The sequence below is a fragment of the Arthrobacter sp. Bi83 genome (genome assembly GCF_918698095.1).
Lineage (GTDB): Bacteria > Actinomycetota > Actinomycetes > Actinomycetales > Micrococcaceae > Arthrobacter.
In genome coordinates, this window is the sequence record NZ_CAKKLY010000005.1 from 44,719 (window position 1) to 61,231 (window position 16,513).

Genomic DNA, 16,513 nt, shown 5'->3' on the forward strand with positions numbered 1-16,513 from the left:
GCAGGCTCATCCAACACACTCAAGTTTGGCGTACTGAGGCTGAAGATCTCGACTTTCGTGCACGCACGGTAGAGCCGCTCGGGCTGCCATTTAGCGAAATGTCAGGCGGTGGAATCTTCCCTGGCAAGGTCAATATGAATCGCACTCATGTACTGCGTGTGCTCTGAAGAAATCACAAGGCGGTCGAGTTCTGTAACTCCGCGAGCATCGTCGACGGTTACGTATATAGGATGCTTCAGTACGATATCGCGGTTGCCATCACTCGCTTCGGCGATATCGAAACTATGGAGTAGACCCTCAACAAGTGGGCCTTCTGTCAATTGAACCCCTAACCAAATACCCTTGCCCTGCGGCACTCCACTAAAAGCCTGTTCCCAAGACGAACCCGGCTTGTAAGCGTCATGGAGGGAACGATATATGTACGCGGCCAGCAATAGTGCTAACAAGCATGCAGCGCTCAGAACCAGAGCAAGGGTGGAGATGACATGCCGCGGATGGGCGGCCAGATATATTCCCCCTGAACGGGCGAGCTCGTTCAGGCTGACAAACCCGAACGGAGCAATCGCCTCCGAAATAATCGACCAGATCAGGAGCGCAGTGCCCGTCAATCCCACACCTACAGCGGCCACTTGGAGAAGTTCACCGAGGCCACTCCGAGTTGCTCCGCGTAGATGCTTTTCGCGTTTCACGAGAAAAATCCAACCAGGTAGCAGACCTAGCACGGCAAGCACGGCCCAAAGGCTTCCAGGCACCAAGTGAATTAGTTGCTGGCAGAAGAGGGGCGCTGGGTCAACACTTGTTCCGCTGGCTTCAGCGCTGCGGATGGTGGGACGAAGTTGGCGGGGAGTGAACTCGTCGGCATGACATGCGACCCCCTGCTGGCCGAGCCATGTAGGGCTTCACTGACGTTAGTGGGCTCTACACCCCGGAGGATGCTTTTGTCTTCACTCATACTTTCGATTATGGCGGAGACCTTCAAGAACGGGCTAAGGACCCACCGAAACGATCGGAAACGTCTGCGTCTCGCGAGTATGAAACCAAGTTCGCGGTAGACGGAACCGTCGAGCGGCTCTGCCACATCTGGGAACGTCGCGTCCACGGTCTTTTCTCGTACGTGGCGAATTCCGGGAAGGCGACCAGCGTGGTTCTGTCGAGCACAGCCCGGTCGGCCTGAAGGGTCGGTGCCAGACCCCAGCTGTTGGGTAGAGCTCTCATGGTCCGCCTTCCCGGCTGCCAGCCGCCCCAGCTCAGGCGACGGCCCAAACCCGGGCGTCCACCTGGGGCAGCCGTCTCAACAGTCGCTGTAGTGTCCTGTGGTGCCGACCTGAAAGCGCGTGATCATGGCCAGGACCACGACGCCTAACACCAGCCGGGACAGTCTTGACCGGCGGAAATGGTGGAGAGGCTGGAGGTGGCCTTGAAGAACGGCTGGGGCTGGCCAGACCGCCGGCGCCCCACGTGGAAACTATGTTTCCGATGGGCAGCGCAACAAGAACACGATGAATAACAGGTGGCACGCCACCGTTTAGTTTGACTCGTACAGATAGAGGTCTGAGCCGTCTGAGACAGAGGCAAGGCCATGAGTGTTGACAGCCAGGCGGATGACGCCCGCAATTCTCCTTAGGCTTGGAAGTCGTAGATCAATCTCTTCTCCAGTGGTTCCTGACACAACCTTTAGTTGGATAAGTTGCGACCTACTAAGTCCCCAGGTTCGCGGTACTCGCGTTACACGCGTTGCAAGTAGTCGCTGCCGCCTTTTAAGGGCAAGCCATGTTTGAGTTGCTATCCACACGTCAAGTTCGACGAGATCCTTGTCGTGATCAACAAGCGGGAAGAACGACATTACGCCCTGAAATGACATTGCAGGAACGGTTCCGTGCTGAAAACGACGGACATCGTTCTCGCTCAAGGGTCCATATAGGTAGCGACGAAGTTGCCAGACGTAGGTTACGTAATCGCGATCATTCGACGTAATCGCATCCATGTTTTGGTTGTTGCGCAAGGGCTCCATAAGCAAGTTCGTATATATCAGGGTCTGAACCCGCTTTTTTATTCGATCTACTGCTGTTTCTCGCATACGGATACTACTCAGGCCAAGGGTGTGCCCCAAGTAGTTGATCGATTTGGTTTCTTCGATCTCAGACGGCCGCGCTTCAGGCTTCGATAGAATTCTGATACCAGGGCTTTTTTCGAAATTTATCGGCGATCCGATTTCATGAGCCGCCTCCTGTAAAATGCGTGAAGCAGTGCAGATTTTTTCATAACTGTCACTCCAAATGAGCGTGTCGTCGGCATACCGCGCAAACCCAACTCCCAGCCTCTCGAGAGAGCGATCAATAGGAGTCGCAGCCACGTTTGCCAAGAATAAGCTGATCGACGTGCCCTGCGGAAGACCCATGTTCTTTCCGTTCCGCAGTCCGTCCGCGGATGACGGTGGATGAGCCAGGAAGGTCCTAATTAAGGACTTCTCCAGGGGAGACGCAATAATCCCTAGGTTGGAAAAAGTCTCCCAAACGTATTCGTGCGATATAAGATCGAAGAACTTGCTGAAATCGAATTCCGCAACAAACAGACGATGCTCATTCTTTATGTCGTTGTGAATATACGAGATAGCATCGTGCGGCGTTCGATCGTTTCTATAGGCAAACGAATGCGCACTAAGCTTCGCAGAATTCTTTCCCATGAGGGACTGGTACAGGCGCCTAGATATTACCTCATCAGCGATGCTGTAAGTATTAACCCGACGTTCACCACCCGAGGGTTTCGGAACACCAAAGGAAGCCGGTCTTTGAGGAACGTAAGTCCCGCTCTTCAACTTCTCAGTTATGGCGTGTGCAATACTAGCGGACCGCTTGCGAACGAGGTACGGATTAAATGCAGGGCTCTCGTTCCATCGGGAGGGACGGACTATCTCCAGCAGGGGCGGCGGGTTGAGGCTTCTGCGCTTCCTGCGGGCATTCTCATCCTGCACGTCTTTGCGATATCTTTCAAAGTCGCGAATTTGCCTCGTCGCGCTATCAAAAATCGCCTTGTCAAGTTCTCGCCACACCATGCCCCCTAGAAAGGTGATGGAGCCCGCTTTCGCGGGCCCCATCGGCGGCCAACCCACCACAAATAAAATGAGCCTCACGCAGGAGCGCTGGTTGGACAGCACGCCTCAAGTAATTGGTGATGATCAGTCATAATCCGCTTACAAATGGCAGGTAGCCTAGTTCCTCTTGGAACCCACTGAAATGATAGCGAAGGGCAGTGTACCGACTGGATAGGCGGCCCCGGTGCGGCGTGTCCTAGACGTGGGTTGCTCCCTTAGCGCGCAACTTCGCTTCTTAAATGGACGTGGGGACGCGAAACGGCCTACAGCCGCCGCTGCCGAAACATCGGGAATAGCTCGCGTACCCTCGCCACCGTCTCAAGCGAGACATCCACCGCCCGGACGCCAGGCTCCAACCCGAGGTCGGCTTCAACCACCCCCATCGGATCAACCAGGACGCTCCGCCCCACCGAGACCGGCGGCGCCTGGCACACCCCGGCCACGTACACGCTGTTCTCGATGGCGCGGGCGGCGTTCAGCGCCAGCCACTGCTCGGTCTTGTGGGTGCCTGGCACCCAGGACGAGCAGACGAGCAGGACCTGGGCGCCGGCGTCGGCGATTGACCTGGCCAGTTCCGGGAACCGCAGGTCGTAGCAGGTCATCAGGCCGAAGCGCGCTCCCCCGGCCTCGAACACCACCGCGCTGGTGGACGACCCCGGCTTGATGAACGTCGACTCCCCAAAGCCCTGCGCGTCGAAAAGGTGGATCTTCCGGTAGAAAGCCAGCCGGCCGCCGTCGGGCCCGAACGCCACCAGCGTGTTGTAGGCCTTGCCCGGCTCCTCCGAGGCTTCCACCACCCCCGCCACCAGCGCGATGCGGTGGCGGCGGGCGGTGTTGGCGATTTCCTGGCAGACGGGACCGTCGAGCGGCTCGGCCATCGCGGGGAACGTCGCGTCCACCTTCTTCTTCTCGTAGGTGGCGTATTCCGGGAAGGCGACCAGGGTGGCGCCGCCGCGCGCTGCCTCGGCGGCGAACCGGTCGATCGCGGCGAGGTTGGCCTGGATGTCGGTGCCCGACTCCAGCTGCCCGAGCGCTATCCTCACGGCCGTTCCTTCCCTTCGGTCAGGCAAACTCTGGTCAGGCGGCGGCCCGGCTCAGATGACCCGGTCAGGCCGCGGCCTCAACCGTGGCCTTCTCGGTGGCCGTCATCTCCGGCGGGGCCGCCTTGAAGCCGCGCGTGATCAGGCCCAGAACCACGATGCCCAGCACCAACCAGGACAGTCCCAGCGTAATCGCGTTGCTGTCCAGCTGGGAGAGCAGGTAAGCGCAGACGATGGCTCCGATCACCGGGACCACCACGTAGGACACAACGTTCAGCTGGTTCCCGGCCCGGCGCTGCCGAACGTAGTGGAACACCACCGAGGCGTTGACCAGCGTGAAGGCAGTGAAGGCGCCAAAGTTGATGAACGATGTCGAGGTGGCCACGTCCAGGAAGATCGCGATCAGGCCGATAATGCCGGTGACGACCAGGTTCACCACCGGGGTGTGGAACTTCGCGCTGAGCCGGCCGAAGACCGCCTTGGGCAGGACGGAGTCCCGGCCCATCGCGTACAGCAGGCGCGAGGCGCTGGCCTGCGCTGCGAGGCCGGACGCGAACTGGGCCACCACCAGGCCGGCGAGGAACACGGCTCCGAAGAGCTGGCCGCCGATCTGCAGGGCGATGGAGCTGGCCGCGGAGGCGGAGTCCTCGAACACCCCGCCGGGGTGGACCAGCTGGGTCACGTAGGACACGGTCACGAAGATGCCGCCGCCGATCAGGGCGATGAGCATAATGGCGCGGGGCATGTTCTTGCGCGGGTTGATGGTCTCCTCGGTGAGGGTGGTGACGGCGTCGAACCCCAGGAACGAGTACGCGGCGATGGCGGCACCGGCGGAGATGGTGGCGACACTGGAGGTGTCGTTGAAGAACGGCTGTGTGCTGGCCAGGCCGCCGGCGCCGGAGGTGGCCACCACGTTGCCGATGGACAGCACCACAAAGAACACGATGACCAGCAGCTGGAACGCCATCAGCACGTAGTTGGCCTTGTCCGCCACCTTGATGCCCAGGATGTTCAGCACGGTGGTGATGAGGATGAAGCCCACGATCCAGACTGCGATGGGGACTCCGGGGAACTGTGCCGTCAGGTACGAGCCGCCGATCAGCCAGATGACCATGGGCAGAAAGAGGTAGTCCAGCAGGATGGCCCAGCCCACCAGGAACCCGACCCGCGGATCGATGGACCGGCGGACGTAGGTGTAGGCGGAACCGGCCACGGGGTACGCGATGGCCATCCGGCCGTAGCTGTGCGCCGTGAACAGCATGGCGACCATGGCCACCAGGTAGGCGGCCGGCGACGCCCCGCCGGTGGTTTCGGCGATGATGCCGAAGATCCCCAGGACGATCAGCGGGGTCAGGTACGCCAGGCCGAACAGGACCAGCGAGGGCAGCTTCAGCGTGCGGGTGAGGGTGGGTGTTGTTGTCACGGGTTTCCTTAGGCGTTGAAGGTCTGGGGAGCCCAGGTGGCGGGGCTGATCCGGCCCTGGTAAACGGGCAGTTCGACGGCGTCCTCGCCGTCGCGGAACTGGGACCAGGGGCGGTTGAGGTTTTCGGTTCCATGGGTTCTGACATGCTCGACGGCGGCAAGGTCCAGTTCCGCCGTGAGCAGCACCGGTGCATCATCAGGGGCCTCGGCCAGGGTGTTGCCCTCCGGGTCGACGATGATGCTCAGGCCCTTGCCTGTGGGACCGGCGCAGTTGACGCTGACCACGAAGACCTGGTTCACGATGGCGTTGGCCTTGGCGAGCACCAGCTCCTGGTGGCGGTCCGGCGTCGTGGTTTTGACGACGTTGAGGATGACCTCGGCGCCCATCCAGGCGAGCTGGCGGGACACCTCCGGAAACCACGCGTCGTAGCAGATGTTCAGGCCCACCCTGCCGATGCCGGCCAGGTCCACGGTGGTGAACCGGTCGCCGGGGTCGTAGGGCTCGAACGGGCGCCAGGGGAAGACCTTCCGGTAGTAGCCGGCCAGCTCGCCCTCCGGGGACAGGACCAGCTGCGTATTGAACAGCTGCCCTTCCGGGCCGCGCTCGCACACGCTGCCCGGAACCAGCCAGATGCCGAGGTCCGCGGCAAGCTGCCGGAGCTCCTTGACCCGGGGTCCGTCCAGCGGCTCGGCGGAGGCCTGGAGCATTTCCGTGCGCTGCTGGTCGGGGTCGGAATCGCCGAACAGGTGCAGCTCCGGAAAGACCACCAGCGTGCTGTGCGGCTGGACAGCGAGGGCCGCTGTGACCTCGTCCGCAAAGTCCGAGGCGGGTTCGCCGATGAGCCGGGGCCGGGCCTGGGCCGCGATGAGGGGAAGGATGCGTCGCATGGTGTTCTCCACGTTGGGGATGTGATCTGCACTATATTAGATCAGAATGATCCAATTATGGGAAGAGGCGGGAATGGGCCGTAAAGTAGCGGATATGACCCGTCAGTTGGAGGACGCCGCCGACTCTTCGCCGATCGGCGCAGGCAGGCTGGCCGGCATCGACCGCCGCAGCGCCATCGATGCCGTGCGGCTGCGGATCGGCATGGCGATTTCGCTGGGGCTGCTGAAGCCCGGCGAGCGACTGCCCGACCAGGAGGACGTGGCGCTGGGTCTGTCGGTCAGCCCGATCACTGCCCGCCGCGCGCTCGCCAGCCTTGCTGAGCAGGGCGTGGTGGTCCGCCGCCGCGGCAGGGGCGGCGGAACGTTCGTGGCCGACGAGCCGCCGCGGAACGTGTTGGCAGAGCTCTCGGCATCACCTGCCGAGTCCCAGGCGGTGAACCGGCTGGTGGACCGGAGGCTGCTCTTCGAGTGCGCCGTGACGCACTACGCGGCCATCAACGCCACGGCTGAACAGCTGGACGAGCTCGACCGGCTGACCCGCGACATGGCCGAGTCCACGGACTGGTCCGACTACCACCAGGCCGACGAGCAGTTCCATCAGCTGGTGGGCACGGCGTCGGGGCTGGGGACCGCCATCGAGGTTTATCACGAGACGCTGGCGGAGCTCTACGCCTACTTCATCCCGTACCCGATCGAGCTGCTGCACAAATCAAACTGCGACCACGTCGCACTGGTGGCGGCCCTGCGCGCCGGCCACGGCAACGAAGCGGTGGAGATCGCCCGCAAGCACGTGGACATCCTGCACCGGACGATGTTCATGGGCCTGGCAGCGCGAACGGACAAATGAGGCCCGCACTGACCATGCCATCCGTTGCCGCCGCGCGGCCCCCTTGGCATACTGCGTGCATGCCTTCACTTCCAGCCACTTCCGCCGAGGACGTCATCAACGAGCCGGTGCGGATCCAGTTCGAGGCCTTCCTCGATGAGCACCGCAGCAGGCTCAATGCCTGCCTGGACGGCCTGACCGAGGAGCAGGCGCGCCGGACTTTGGTGCCCTCGCGGACCACACTGCTGGGACTGGTCAAGCATGCGACCTTCGTGGAAAAGGTCTGGTTCGACGAAGCGATCACCTGCCGCTCCCGCGCAGACATCGGCATCCCGGCCACGCCGGACGAGTCATTCATCCTTAGTGTCCAGGACACGATTGACAGCATCCAGGCCGCCCACCGCGACGCCTGCGAGGCGTCGCGCCGGGCGGCATCCGCGCTGCACCTCGACGACTTTGTCAACGGGAATCGGCGGGGCCCGCTGCCGCTGCGCTGGGTGTACCTGCACATGCTGCGCGAGCTCGCCCAGCACTGCGGGCACGCAGACATCCTCCGCGAACAGATCCTCAGGGGCTGACAGGTTGGACTAGAGCAAAGACCCGCGCGTCGACCAGTACATTGACGCGCCGATGCCCGCGACTGCTCGCAACACCGGTACCGACGCACGCCGCGACCTGGTCACCGAACTCCTTGGCCTGTGGCTGTTGCTGGCCGTTTTCCTCGACGGCTGGGCGCACATCAACCTGCCGAGCCTGGAGACGTTTTCCACCCCGTGGCACGCGGCCCTCTACTTAGGCATGCTGGCGACGGCGGCGTGGACCGCCGTCGTGATCTGGCGCAACCGGACGCCTGGGCAGCCGCTGCTGCAGGCGATTCCCCCGGGCTACCGCGGAACGGCGATGGGCGCGGTCCTGTTGGTCCGCAGTGCCCGGGCGAGCGGGATGCGGGGGTTCCGGCCTGCTGAGGCAGCCAGCCGTCAGGGATTTCCCGTAAGCCTGGCCACAGCGGCAATGTCCTTGGGGGTCGTCCGGCAGCACCCGCCGAGGAGCCGGGCACCAAGTTCACGCCAGACGGCGGCTCCTTCGGCCAGGCTTGCGGGCTGCTTGTTGCCGGCTCCCCCAGATGTGTCCCCGGCCGCGGCCGGCCGCCACTTTTTGGTGACCGCGTCGTAGATTTCGCCAGAATTTGGATACGCGATCAGGGGCGTGTCCGTGGCTTTGCCCAGGGCGCCCAGGGCTGGGGAAACCAGCTCCAGCGGCACACAGTTCACGCCAATGGCCACGACGGACGGCTGCGCCCTGGAGAGCTTTGCCACCTGAGCCAGCGGTGTGCCGTCGCTGATGTGCCCTCCGTCCCGCAGCGTGAAGGAGAGCCAGCCTTCGACGTCGAACTCTTTCATGAGTGCCATCAGGGCCTCGGCCTCCGGCAAGGACGGCAGCGTCTCACAAGCAAGAAAGTCCGCTCCGGCGTCCACCAGCGCGGCAATTCGCGGCCGGTGGAACTCCATGAACTCGTTTCGGCTGAGGCAGTAGTCTCCCCGGTATTCCGACCCATCGGCCAGGTATGCGCCGTACGGACCGACCGATCCTGCAATCAGCAGGGGGCCTGCACCCGGGTTTTCGGCCAGGTGCTCGCTGCGAGCCTCGTCGACCAGGCGGACACTCAATGCCACCAACTCCAGGGCCTCTTCTTCGCCAATGCCGCGCCGCGCAAATCCCTGGGGTGTTGCCTGATAGCTCGCCGTGATCGCGACCGCGGCTCCGGCGCGGAAGTAATCGCGGTGCACGCGCTTGACGAGCTGCGGCTGTTCCAAGAGAACCTTGGCCGACCACAAGGGGTCGTCCAGATCGCAGCCGTGCGCTTCCAGCTCGGTGGCAAGTGCGCCGTCCACGGGCAGGTTCGCTCCGGCCTCAAGCATGCGGGAGAGCTTGGTGTTACTGGGCATTGTTTGGGCTCCAAGCGGGTTCGTTCGTCCATGGCTGTCGGGCACGGTGCACGTCCTATGCACGATGGCTATGTTCATAATAAGCATTTTTCAATGCTTGTAATGATCATCACACCGTGCCACGATGGCATGCAAACACGTTACGAACCGATCAGGAGACTTCCCATGAAGATTGAAATGAAGCCAGTACGCAAGCTGCGCGTGCATTGGCCCGTAGCTTCGGAAACCTTCTCGCGGCTCGCCAGCGGCGACGCAGAAGCATTCAAAGACGAAGCGGGCATTGCGGCCCTGCTCGACGCTGTCGCGGAATCCCCTGACCTCGGGGACTTTGGCAACTACCGGCATGTCTTCGAATCCGGTTTGGGTTTTGAGGGGTTCACTTGCGCTGAAGGCGCCAATCCTACGTTGGGGCAGGTTGGTCAGCAGACAATTTCGCCGACCCTCGTCTTGACGACGTATTTCGATGCTGCGCTCGACGACGCTGCCGTGGAACGCTTCCTGCAGCACATCGTGGATATCCACCCTTGGGAGGTGCCCGTCATTGAGCTGACAGGGCCAATCAGCGTTTCCAACACTGCCCTTCCTGCATTTGTTGAAAGCCAGGCCACGTCATGACTCAAGTCACCACAACCGCCCTCTGGGACGGCCTGCAGACGCTGATTGCCGGCAGATCATTCACTGACCTGACGCACGCCTTCCACCCCGGCCAGCCACACTTCCCGGCATTCCCCGACGAAATCAGGGAGCCCGTCTTCGATCTGGAGAAAGGTGACGGTTTCACCGCTCACCGCTACTCGATCATCGGACAATGGGGAACACACGTTGATCCTCCCTCGCATTTCATCTCAGGAGGAAGGACCCTGGACCAGATTCCCGTGGAGGAGATGGTCCTTCCGCTGGTCGTCCTGGACATCACCGAGCGCGTCATCGCTAATGCGGACGCCACTCCCCAGATGGAGGACGTCCAGGCCTGGGAACACCGCAATGGTGCCATCCCACCCGGGGCCTTTGTGGCATTGCGGACAGGCTGGAGTGACCGTTGGCCTGACGCTGCCGCCATGGCAAACAGGGACGATCACGGTGTCAGCCATACACCGGGCTGGTCGCAGGAAGTCCTCTCCTTCCTGATTGAGGAGCGGTCGGTTACCGCCGTCGGTCATGAGCAGACGGACACAGACCCGGGACTGGCCACATCCCGCCAGGATTTCACGCTGGAGACCTACGTCCTGGCACAGAACCGGTGGCAGATCGAGCTGATGGCGAACCTAGACGGACTTCCAGAGGCGGGCGCTGCCCTCATTGCCACTTGGCCCAAGCCACTGCGGGGCAGCGGTTTTCCTGCCCGGGTCTTCGCCATCCATTAGGAGGCGTTCCTCCAGTGACTAGAATCGGACCCATGTCTAAGACATCCAGCATGGGCCGGGGAATCATGGCTGTCCTCGCGGTGGGCTCCCGCAACGCAGAAGGCCTGCCTGGCGGAACGGTCGCTGATATAGCAACCGACCTGGGCAAGGACCGCAGCCAGATTGCGCGCAGCCTGCGGACGGCCCAGCAGGAGGGGTTTCTGGTCCGCAAAGACCACCGGACCTACACCGTCGACTGGTCGCTCCTGACGGACGCGCAGCTGTTGTCCGAACAACGGTTGCAGACCGACGGCGCCACCGCGCTGGCAGGCTTGGCCCGTGAAACTGATGAAGGATGCTTCCTTGGAATCCTGAGCGGAGACAGCACCGTCACCATCGGTGAGCATGTTCCGGCTAGTAGCAACATGATCGGTTCATGGCTGGGCCGGCCATACCCGGCCTACTGCAGCGATGCCGGCCAGGCTCTGCTGTGGGAAACGTCCGACGACGAGGTCCGGACCCTTTTCTCCGGTGTCGCTTTCGTGCGCCATGGCCCCAATACGCCCCTTGACGTTGAGGACTTCCTGTCACGACTACGCGCGGCCCGGGCGCGGGGATACTCCATTGTCGACGAGGAAGCCGAGCCGGGGCTGTATTCCCTGGCCGTTCCGATTCGGGACTTCAAGGGCGACGTGGTGGCAGCGCTGCAGGTCGTAGGCGCCAAGACCCGCCTGCAGCCGAGGTCGGAAGCCTGCGCCACGGCTCTCGTGTCCTGGGGAAGGTGGCTTGAGTCCATGCTGGGTCAGGTCCCGCCGAAGAATGGGCCTTAGCTGGCAAGACCCTTCCGGCCAGCGCTGTTTCGCGTGCCGCCCTGGCAGGAGCCCAGCCGTTGGGCTGCTTCCCACAGGGCCTTTGCAATGTCATCTGCGCCGGACATGATCTCCGCCCGGCTGCCCAGGACGCTGAGCGCTGCAAGAACGGAACCGTCGGCGGTGCGGACCGGAACCGCCAGTTCGTAGACTCCATGCTCGAACTCTTCCTCCGCGACAACGAAGCCCCGCGCCCGGTCCCGGTCCATCAATTCGACGACTTCCTGCGGCGAATGGGCCGCCCCCGGACCGCCCACGCCAATGAAGTTGACGTCCGCAAGGAGGGCCTCAACGGCTGGCTGCTCCTCGTCCCACAGCAGAGCCCGGCCGGACCCGGTGCACCACACGGGTGTCACCATGCCGGGTTTCACGAAGCCGCCGGGAACCGCGTCATTGCTGGAGGTCCGCAGGAGAATGACGCGGAAGCCCTCCCGGACGGAAAGTCTGGATCTAAGGCCGAACGAGGCCACCAAAGCCTCAAGTTCGGTTCTTGATTCGCGGACCCAGCCCGTATTCAAAGCGGCTGCCAGCGTAAAAAAACGTGGACCGGTCCGGAATGGCCCGCGTTCGACGCGTTCCAGCAGTCCCAGCTCGCACAATTCCTGAGTCAACCGGGAGACACGGCTTTGGTCCATCTCCAGCTCGGATGCGATCTGGGAAACGCCGAGTAGCCGCCTTCCCCACTTCTCCCGGTCTGCGACCAGCCGAACTATCCGAAGGCCTTGGGCCATGGATGACGCTTCCGAGGAAGAATCCATGCTCCGTGCTCCTTCCGCCTGATAACTACGCCTATTCTCACATGTCCCCACAGAACGCCGAGCTTGGTGGCGGGGGACGAAAGCCTCCCGCCACCAAGCTACGCGGACGATAGTTTGTGACGGCGTCAGGAGGTCTGGTTTGCGCGCGCCTTGCGTCCGTACTTGAAGTAAAAGAAGGCATAGCAGGCGCCAACGAAAGTGAATCCGAAATAGAGCGCTGCCACCTGGTTCGGGTCATAGGCGATGCCGATGAGCGAGATGACACAGAGCGAGAAGGCCAGGACAGGCACCAGCGGGAACAGCGGGGCCTTGTAGGGAAGCGCAGCGACATCACCGCCATTCTTGACGAAGGATCTCCTGTGGAAGAAATGCGAGGCGGTGATGGACATCCAGACCCCGACGACGGCGAATCCCGCCACCGATACGAGAGCCAGATATACCGTTTCAGGTGCAACGACGCTGCTGATGAGGGATGCCAGGCCACCGAGCATGCTGACGGAGAGTGCAGTCATGGGAATACCGCGCCGGGTCAGCTTCTTCAGCGCCCGGGGCGCATGCCCCTCGTCGGCAAGGGAGTAAAGCATCCGTGCGCAGGAGAAGAGGCCACTGTTACCGGCTGAAAGGAGTGCGGTGATGATGACGAAGTTCATGATGTCGGCGGCATAAGGAATGCCGATGGATGAGAAGACCGTCACGAACGGGCTTTCATCCAGCCCGACCTGCTCGAAGGGGACGGTGGCGGCAATGACAGCGATTGCCCCGACGAAGAAGATCAGCAGACGGATGACGGTGCTGCGCATCGCTTTGGGGATACTGGTGGCCGGGTCAGCGGTTTCGCCCGCCGCCACACCGATGAGTTCTGAACCCGAGAAGGCGTAGAACACCGCAAGCGCAGTGACCAGGACACCCGTGAAGCCGTTGGGGAAGAGACCGCCGGAAGTGTTGAAGTTTTCAAACATGCTGGGATGGTTGGCCGCCTCGCTGAGCGGGTGGAAGCCGAACAGCGCCGCGCCGCCGAAAACGATGAGAACCACGATGGCGCCGACCTTGACGATGGCAAACCAGAACTCAGATTCGCCGAAGAATTTCGAAGAAACCGCATTGAAGCCGAACAGGACCGAGGCGAAGATAAGGCACCAGACCCAGACGTCAACACCCGGGAACCAGCGCTGCATCAGGAGACCGGAAGCCGTGAACTCCGATCCGATGGCCACCGCCCAGCAGAGCCAGTAGAGCCAGGCGGTGGTGAACCCGGTGGCCGGCCCGATCGACCTCGCCGCGTAGATATGGAAGGCCCCTGAGACCGGATAAGCGATGGCAAGTTCACCGAGGCAGGCCATCACCAGATACACAACAAAGGCGCCAATGAGATATGCGATGACCGCCCCAAGCGGCCCGGCCTGGGAAATGGTGTACCCCGAGCTGAGGAAAAGCCCGGAGCCGATCACCCCGCCCATGGCGATCATGACCAGATGCCGCGCCCCCATGGACCGCCGGAGCCCCGAATCGGTCGAGGGCGGAATGGTGGGCTGCGGTTCGAGCTGGACAGGTAATGACGATTCCATGGTTTCTCCCAGGTGAGTGGCAGGTGTGATGCGAAGAATGCGCACGTGGCCTGGCGTGGGTCAAGCCGACTCGAGCTGCGCAGTAGCGACAGTGATGAAAGTAACACGAAATGGCCGTTTTGGTCATTAAAAACATCTCCACATGTCTATGTTGAACGTAAGTTACGTTCCGGCGCGAATGACGAATCGGCAGGCGGATGGTCAGTTCGCCCTGCTTTTCGGTCACAATCACATGCGCTGACGGACATGGAATGCGGTCAGCATTGGAGGACCGATGTAACTGACTGAAGGAGCACCATGACCACCTACGACATCGCGCTGATCGGCTTCGGCGGCGTCAACAGGACGCTGGCCAAACTGATCGCGACGCGTGGTGAGAGACTTCGTTCCGAACTGGGCTTCGGCCTGCGGATCGTGGCCATCACCGACCTGCGTCTCGGATCCCTGGTCCAGCCCGAAGGCGTGGACCTCCCCGTTGCCCTCAAACTGGGCGGCGACAATGAAACCTTTGCAGCCCACGGCGGATCCGCCGACACCAACAACGAATCCGTGATCCGCAACTGCCCAGCGCACATTATCTGCGAGGCCACCTTCACGAATCCCGACGACGGCGAGCCGGCAGTTTCGCACGTACGCTGGGCACTCGAATCCGGCAAGAGCGTCTGCACGACGAACAAGGGCCCGGTTGCCCTCCGCGGCGCCGAACTGACCGCCCTGGCCGAACAGAACGGCGTGCACTTCGAGTTCGAGGGCGCCGTCATGAGCGGCACTCCCGTCATCCGCCTGGCCAAGAAGATGTTCGCGGGGCTGCAGCTGAACGGCTTCGAAGGCATTCTCAACGGCACCAGCAACTATGTGCTCGGGCGGATGGAAGCCGGCCTGGACGTCGGCGCGGCCATCAGGGAGGCGCAGGAACTCGGCTACGCCGAAGCAAACCCCGCAGCCGACATCGAGGGCTACGACGTTCAGCTCAAGGTCCTCATCCTCGCCAACGAACTGCTGGACGCCGGCATAGAGCTCAAGGACGTTCATCGGCAGGGGATTTCCACCGTGACGCCGGAAGATATTCGGAAGGCAGCCCACGCGGGGCGCCGCTGGAAGCTCGTCGGCGCGGCACGACGGAATCCGGACGGGTCCGTGACTGCAGGCGTATCCCCTGTAGCGCTCCCCCTTGATCATGGGCTGGCAGGGGTTGCCGGCGCAACCAATGCCGTGTCCTTCGAGACCGATCTTCTGGGCGCAGTAACCATCTCCGGACCGGGAGCCGGGCGCGTGGAGACCGCCTACGCGCTGCTCTCTGACATCATCGCAATTCACGTAGCCAGGACGGAGGTATCCGCAAATGCCTGAATCCACGCTCTGTTCGGCAGAAACCGCGCTGCCACAGTTCCGTGACGTGACGAGCCCCTACGACGGCAGGGTGGTCGGCGCGGTTTCGCTGACCGATGCCACCGCCGGCGAAGCCGTGATCGAAACGGCCCGCGTCGGCGCCCGGAAGGCACGGGCCCTGTCCCGCGCCGCACGCGGGAAGATCCTGGACGGTGCCGCAACGGAGATCGAGCAGCGCAGCGAGGAGTTCGCACTAACGATAGTGTCCGAGGCCCGGAAGACGATCCGCCAGGCACGGAAAGAAGTGCTGCGGGCGGTCAACACGCTCCGCCTGTCCGCTGCCGAAGCGCGCCGGAACGCAGGCGAAGTCATCCCCTTCGACTCCTATGAAGGCTCAGAGGACCGCACCGGGTGGTACTCGCGCGAACCACTGGGCATCATTGCCGCGATCACCCCGTTCAACGACCCCCTCAACCTGGTGGCGCACAAGATCGGCCCGGCAATCGCCGGAGGAAACTCCGTGATTCTCAAACCCTCTGCGCTGACGCCGCTGTCAGCCCAGCAGCTCGCGGACGCCCTCGTGAGCTCGGGGCTCCCGCCGGAGGCCCTCACAATTGTCCACGGCGGCCGGGAAGTGGCCGAAACAATCATCAGGTCCCGGGACGTACGAATGGTGTCCTTCACCGGGGGGTTCTCCACGGGTGAAAGCATCGCCCGCACGGCGGGCTTGAAGAAGCTGTCCATGGATCTCGGCGGAAACGCACCTGTGATCGTCCTGGACGATGCCGACGTCGAAAATGCAGTGGAATCCTGCGTCTCCGGAGCATTTTGGGCCGCTGGCCAGAACTGCGTGGGGGTGCAGCGGATTCTCATAGCCGCCCCGGTGTACGGCGCGTTCCGCCAGCGCTTCCTGGAGGCGGCGGCCAGCCTGGTTGCCGGAGATCCTTTAGATGAACGGACGGACGTCGGGCCCATGATCAGCCCGGCCGCGCTGCATGAACTCCAAACCAAGCTGGACGAGGCCCTCGGCGCCGGCGCTGTCCTTCTTTCAGGCAATGTCACGGACGGCAACGTGCTTCACCCGACCGTCCTGGAAGCGGTCCCGACGGACAGCCGGCTGTGGAAGCAGGAGGTTTTCGGGCCCGTGGTCATGTTCCGCCAGTTCAGCACGTTCGAAGAGGCCATCGAAGTCGCCAACGCCATCGAGTTCAGTCTTCATGCGGGCATCTTCACCGACTCCCTGGCCAGGGCCATGGACGCAGCCCAACAGCTCGAAGCAGGCGGCGTCATGATCAATGACTCCTCTGATTACCGCTTCGACGGCATGCCGTTCGGCGGGGCCAAGTACGGAAGCATGGGCAGGGAGGGCGTCCATTTCGCGTATGAGGAGATGACCCAGCCAAAGGTCATCTGCATCAGGAACTGATCGAACCGGA

15 protein-coding genes are annotated in these 16,513 nt (G+C 62.5%); 7 read left to right on the forward strand and 8 right to left on the reverse strand.

Annotated elements, in window-relative coordinates; translation table 11 throughout:
* Window positions 1-101 precede the first annotated feature (101 nt).
* From LQ144_RS04450 to LQ144_RS04470, 5 genes are all read right to left on the reverse strand, one after another.
* Window positions 102-752 (reverse strand): DUF6338 family protein, encoded by a 651-nt coding sequence (locus tag LQ144_RS04450; RefSeq protein ID WP_354962126.1) that lies wholly within the window; start codon window positions 750-752, stop codon window positions 102-104.
* 773 nt (window positions 753-1,525) lie between these two features.
* Window positions 1,526-3,154: a reverse transcriptase domain-containing protein gene (locus LQ144_RS04455; RefSeq protein WP_230117359.1), complete on the reverse strand. Its 1,629-nt coding sequence runs from the start codon at window positions 3,152-3,154 to the stop codon at window positions 1,526-1,528.
* A 200-nt stretch (window positions 3,155-3,354) separates the two neighbouring features.
* Window positions 3,355-4,134 (reverse strand): carbon-nitrogen hydrolase family protein, encoded by a 780-nt coding sequence (locus LQ144_RS04460; protein WP_230117360.1) that lies wholly within the window; start codon window positions 4,132-4,134, stop codon window positions 3,355-3,357.
* A gap of 64 nt (window positions 4,135-4,198) precedes the next feature.
* The gene (locus LQ144_RS04465; RefSeq protein WP_230117361.1) at window positions 4,199-5,554 is read right to left on the reverse strand and encodes an APC family permease; all 1,356 of its coding nucleotides are present in this window, start codon (window positions 5,552-5,554) and stop codon (window positions 4,199-4,201) included.
* An 8-nt stretch (window positions 5,555-5,562) separates the two neighbouring features.
* Complete coding sequence (locus LQ144_RS04470) at window positions 5,563-6,441, reverse strand: carbon-nitrogen hydrolase family protein (RefSeq protein ID WP_230117362.1); 879 nt, start codon at window positions 6,439-6,441, stop codon at window positions 5,563-5,565.
* 94 nt (window positions 6,442-6,535) lie between these two features.
* Here LQ144_RS04470 and LQ144_RS04475 point away from each other — a divergent pair, with 94 nt between their 5' ends.
* A complete protein-coding gene (locus tag LQ144_RS04475) occupies window positions 6,536-7,288 on the forward strand; it encodes an FCD domain-containing protein (protein WP_230117363.1) in 753 nt (250 codons plus the stop codon).
* A gap of 59 nt (window positions 7,289-7,347) precedes the next feature.
* Window positions 7,348-7,845, forward strand: coding sequence for a DinB family protein (locus tag LQ144_RS04480; protein ID WP_230117364.1), 498 nt, complete (start codon window positions 7,348-7,350; stop codon window positions 7,843-7,845).
* A gap of 399 nt (window positions 7,846-8,244) precedes the next feature.
* Here LQ144_RS04480 and mmuM read toward each other — a convergent pair whose 3' ends face one another.
* A complete protein-coding gene (mmuM, locus tag LQ144_RS04485) occupies window positions 8,245-9,213 on the reverse strand; it encodes a homocysteine S-methyltransferase (protein ID WP_230117365.1) in 969 nt (322 codons plus the stop codon).
* Window positions 9,214-9,378: 165 nt separating this feature from the next.
* Here mmuM and LQ144_RS04490 point away from each other — a divergent pair, with 165 nt between their 5' ends.
* The 3 genes from LQ144_RS04490 to LQ144_RS04500 are packed head-to-tail and all read left to right on the forward strand — an operon-like array spanning window position 9,379 to window position 11,386.
* Entirely contained in the window at window positions 9,379-9,828 is a 450-nt protein-coding gene (locus LQ144_RS04490; RefSeq protein ID WP_230117366.1) for a hypothetical protein, read from the forward strand.
* Window positions 9,825-10,577, forward strand: a complete 753-nt coding sequence (locus tag LQ144_RS04495; protein ID WP_230117367.1) for a cyclase family protein — start codon at window positions 9,825-9,827, stop codon at window positions 10,575-10,577. The genes LQ144_RS04490 and LQ144_RS04495 overlap by 4 nt, the downstream gene beginning before the upstream one ends.
* A gap of 32 nt (window positions 10,578-10,609) precedes the next feature.
* The gene (locus LQ144_RS04500; protein WP_230117368.1) at window positions 10,610-11,386 is read left to right on the forward strand and encodes an IclR family transcriptional regulator; all 777 of its coding nucleotides are present in this window, start codon (window positions 10,610-10,612) and stop codon (window positions 11,384-11,386) included.
* Here LQ144_RS04500 and LQ144_RS04505 read toward each other — a convergent pair.
* Together LQ144_RS04505 and LQ144_RS04510 are read right to left on the reverse strand one after the other, a co-directional pair.
* Window positions 11,383-12,183 (reverse strand): IclR family transcriptional regulator C-terminal domain-containing protein, encoded by an 801-nt coding sequence (locus LQ144_RS04505; protein WP_230117369.1) that lies wholly within the window; start codon window positions 12,181-12,183, stop codon window positions 11,383-11,385. The genes LQ144_RS04500 and LQ144_RS04505 overlap by 4 nt on opposite strands.
* A gap of 125 nt (window positions 12,184-12,308) precedes the next feature.
* Complete coding sequence (locus LQ144_RS04510; protein ID WP_230117370.1) at window positions 12,309-13,748, reverse strand: amino acid permease; 1,440 nt, start codon at window positions 13,746-13,748, stop codon at window positions 12,309-12,311.
* 297 nt (window positions 13,749-14,045) lie between these two features.
* On the opposite strand from LQ144_RS04510, the gene LQ144_RS04515 reads away from it, so the two are divergent.
* Both LQ144_RS04515 and LQ144_RS04520 read left to right on the forward strand, forming a co-directional pair.
* On the forward strand, window positions 14,046-15,098 hold the full coding sequence (locus LQ144_RS04515) for a homoserine dehydrogenase (RefSeq protein ID WP_230117371.1): 1,053 nt from the start codon (window positions 14,046-14,048) through the stop codon (window positions 15,096-15,098).
* Window positions 15,091-16,503, forward strand: coding sequence for an aldehyde dehydrogenase family protein (locus LQ144_RS04520; protein WP_230117372.1), 1,413 nt, complete (start codon window positions 15,091-15,093; stop codon window positions 16,501-16,503). The genes LQ144_RS04515 and LQ144_RS04520 overlap by 8 nt, the downstream gene beginning before the upstream one ends.
* Window positions 16,504-16,513: the final 10 nt, after the last annotated feature.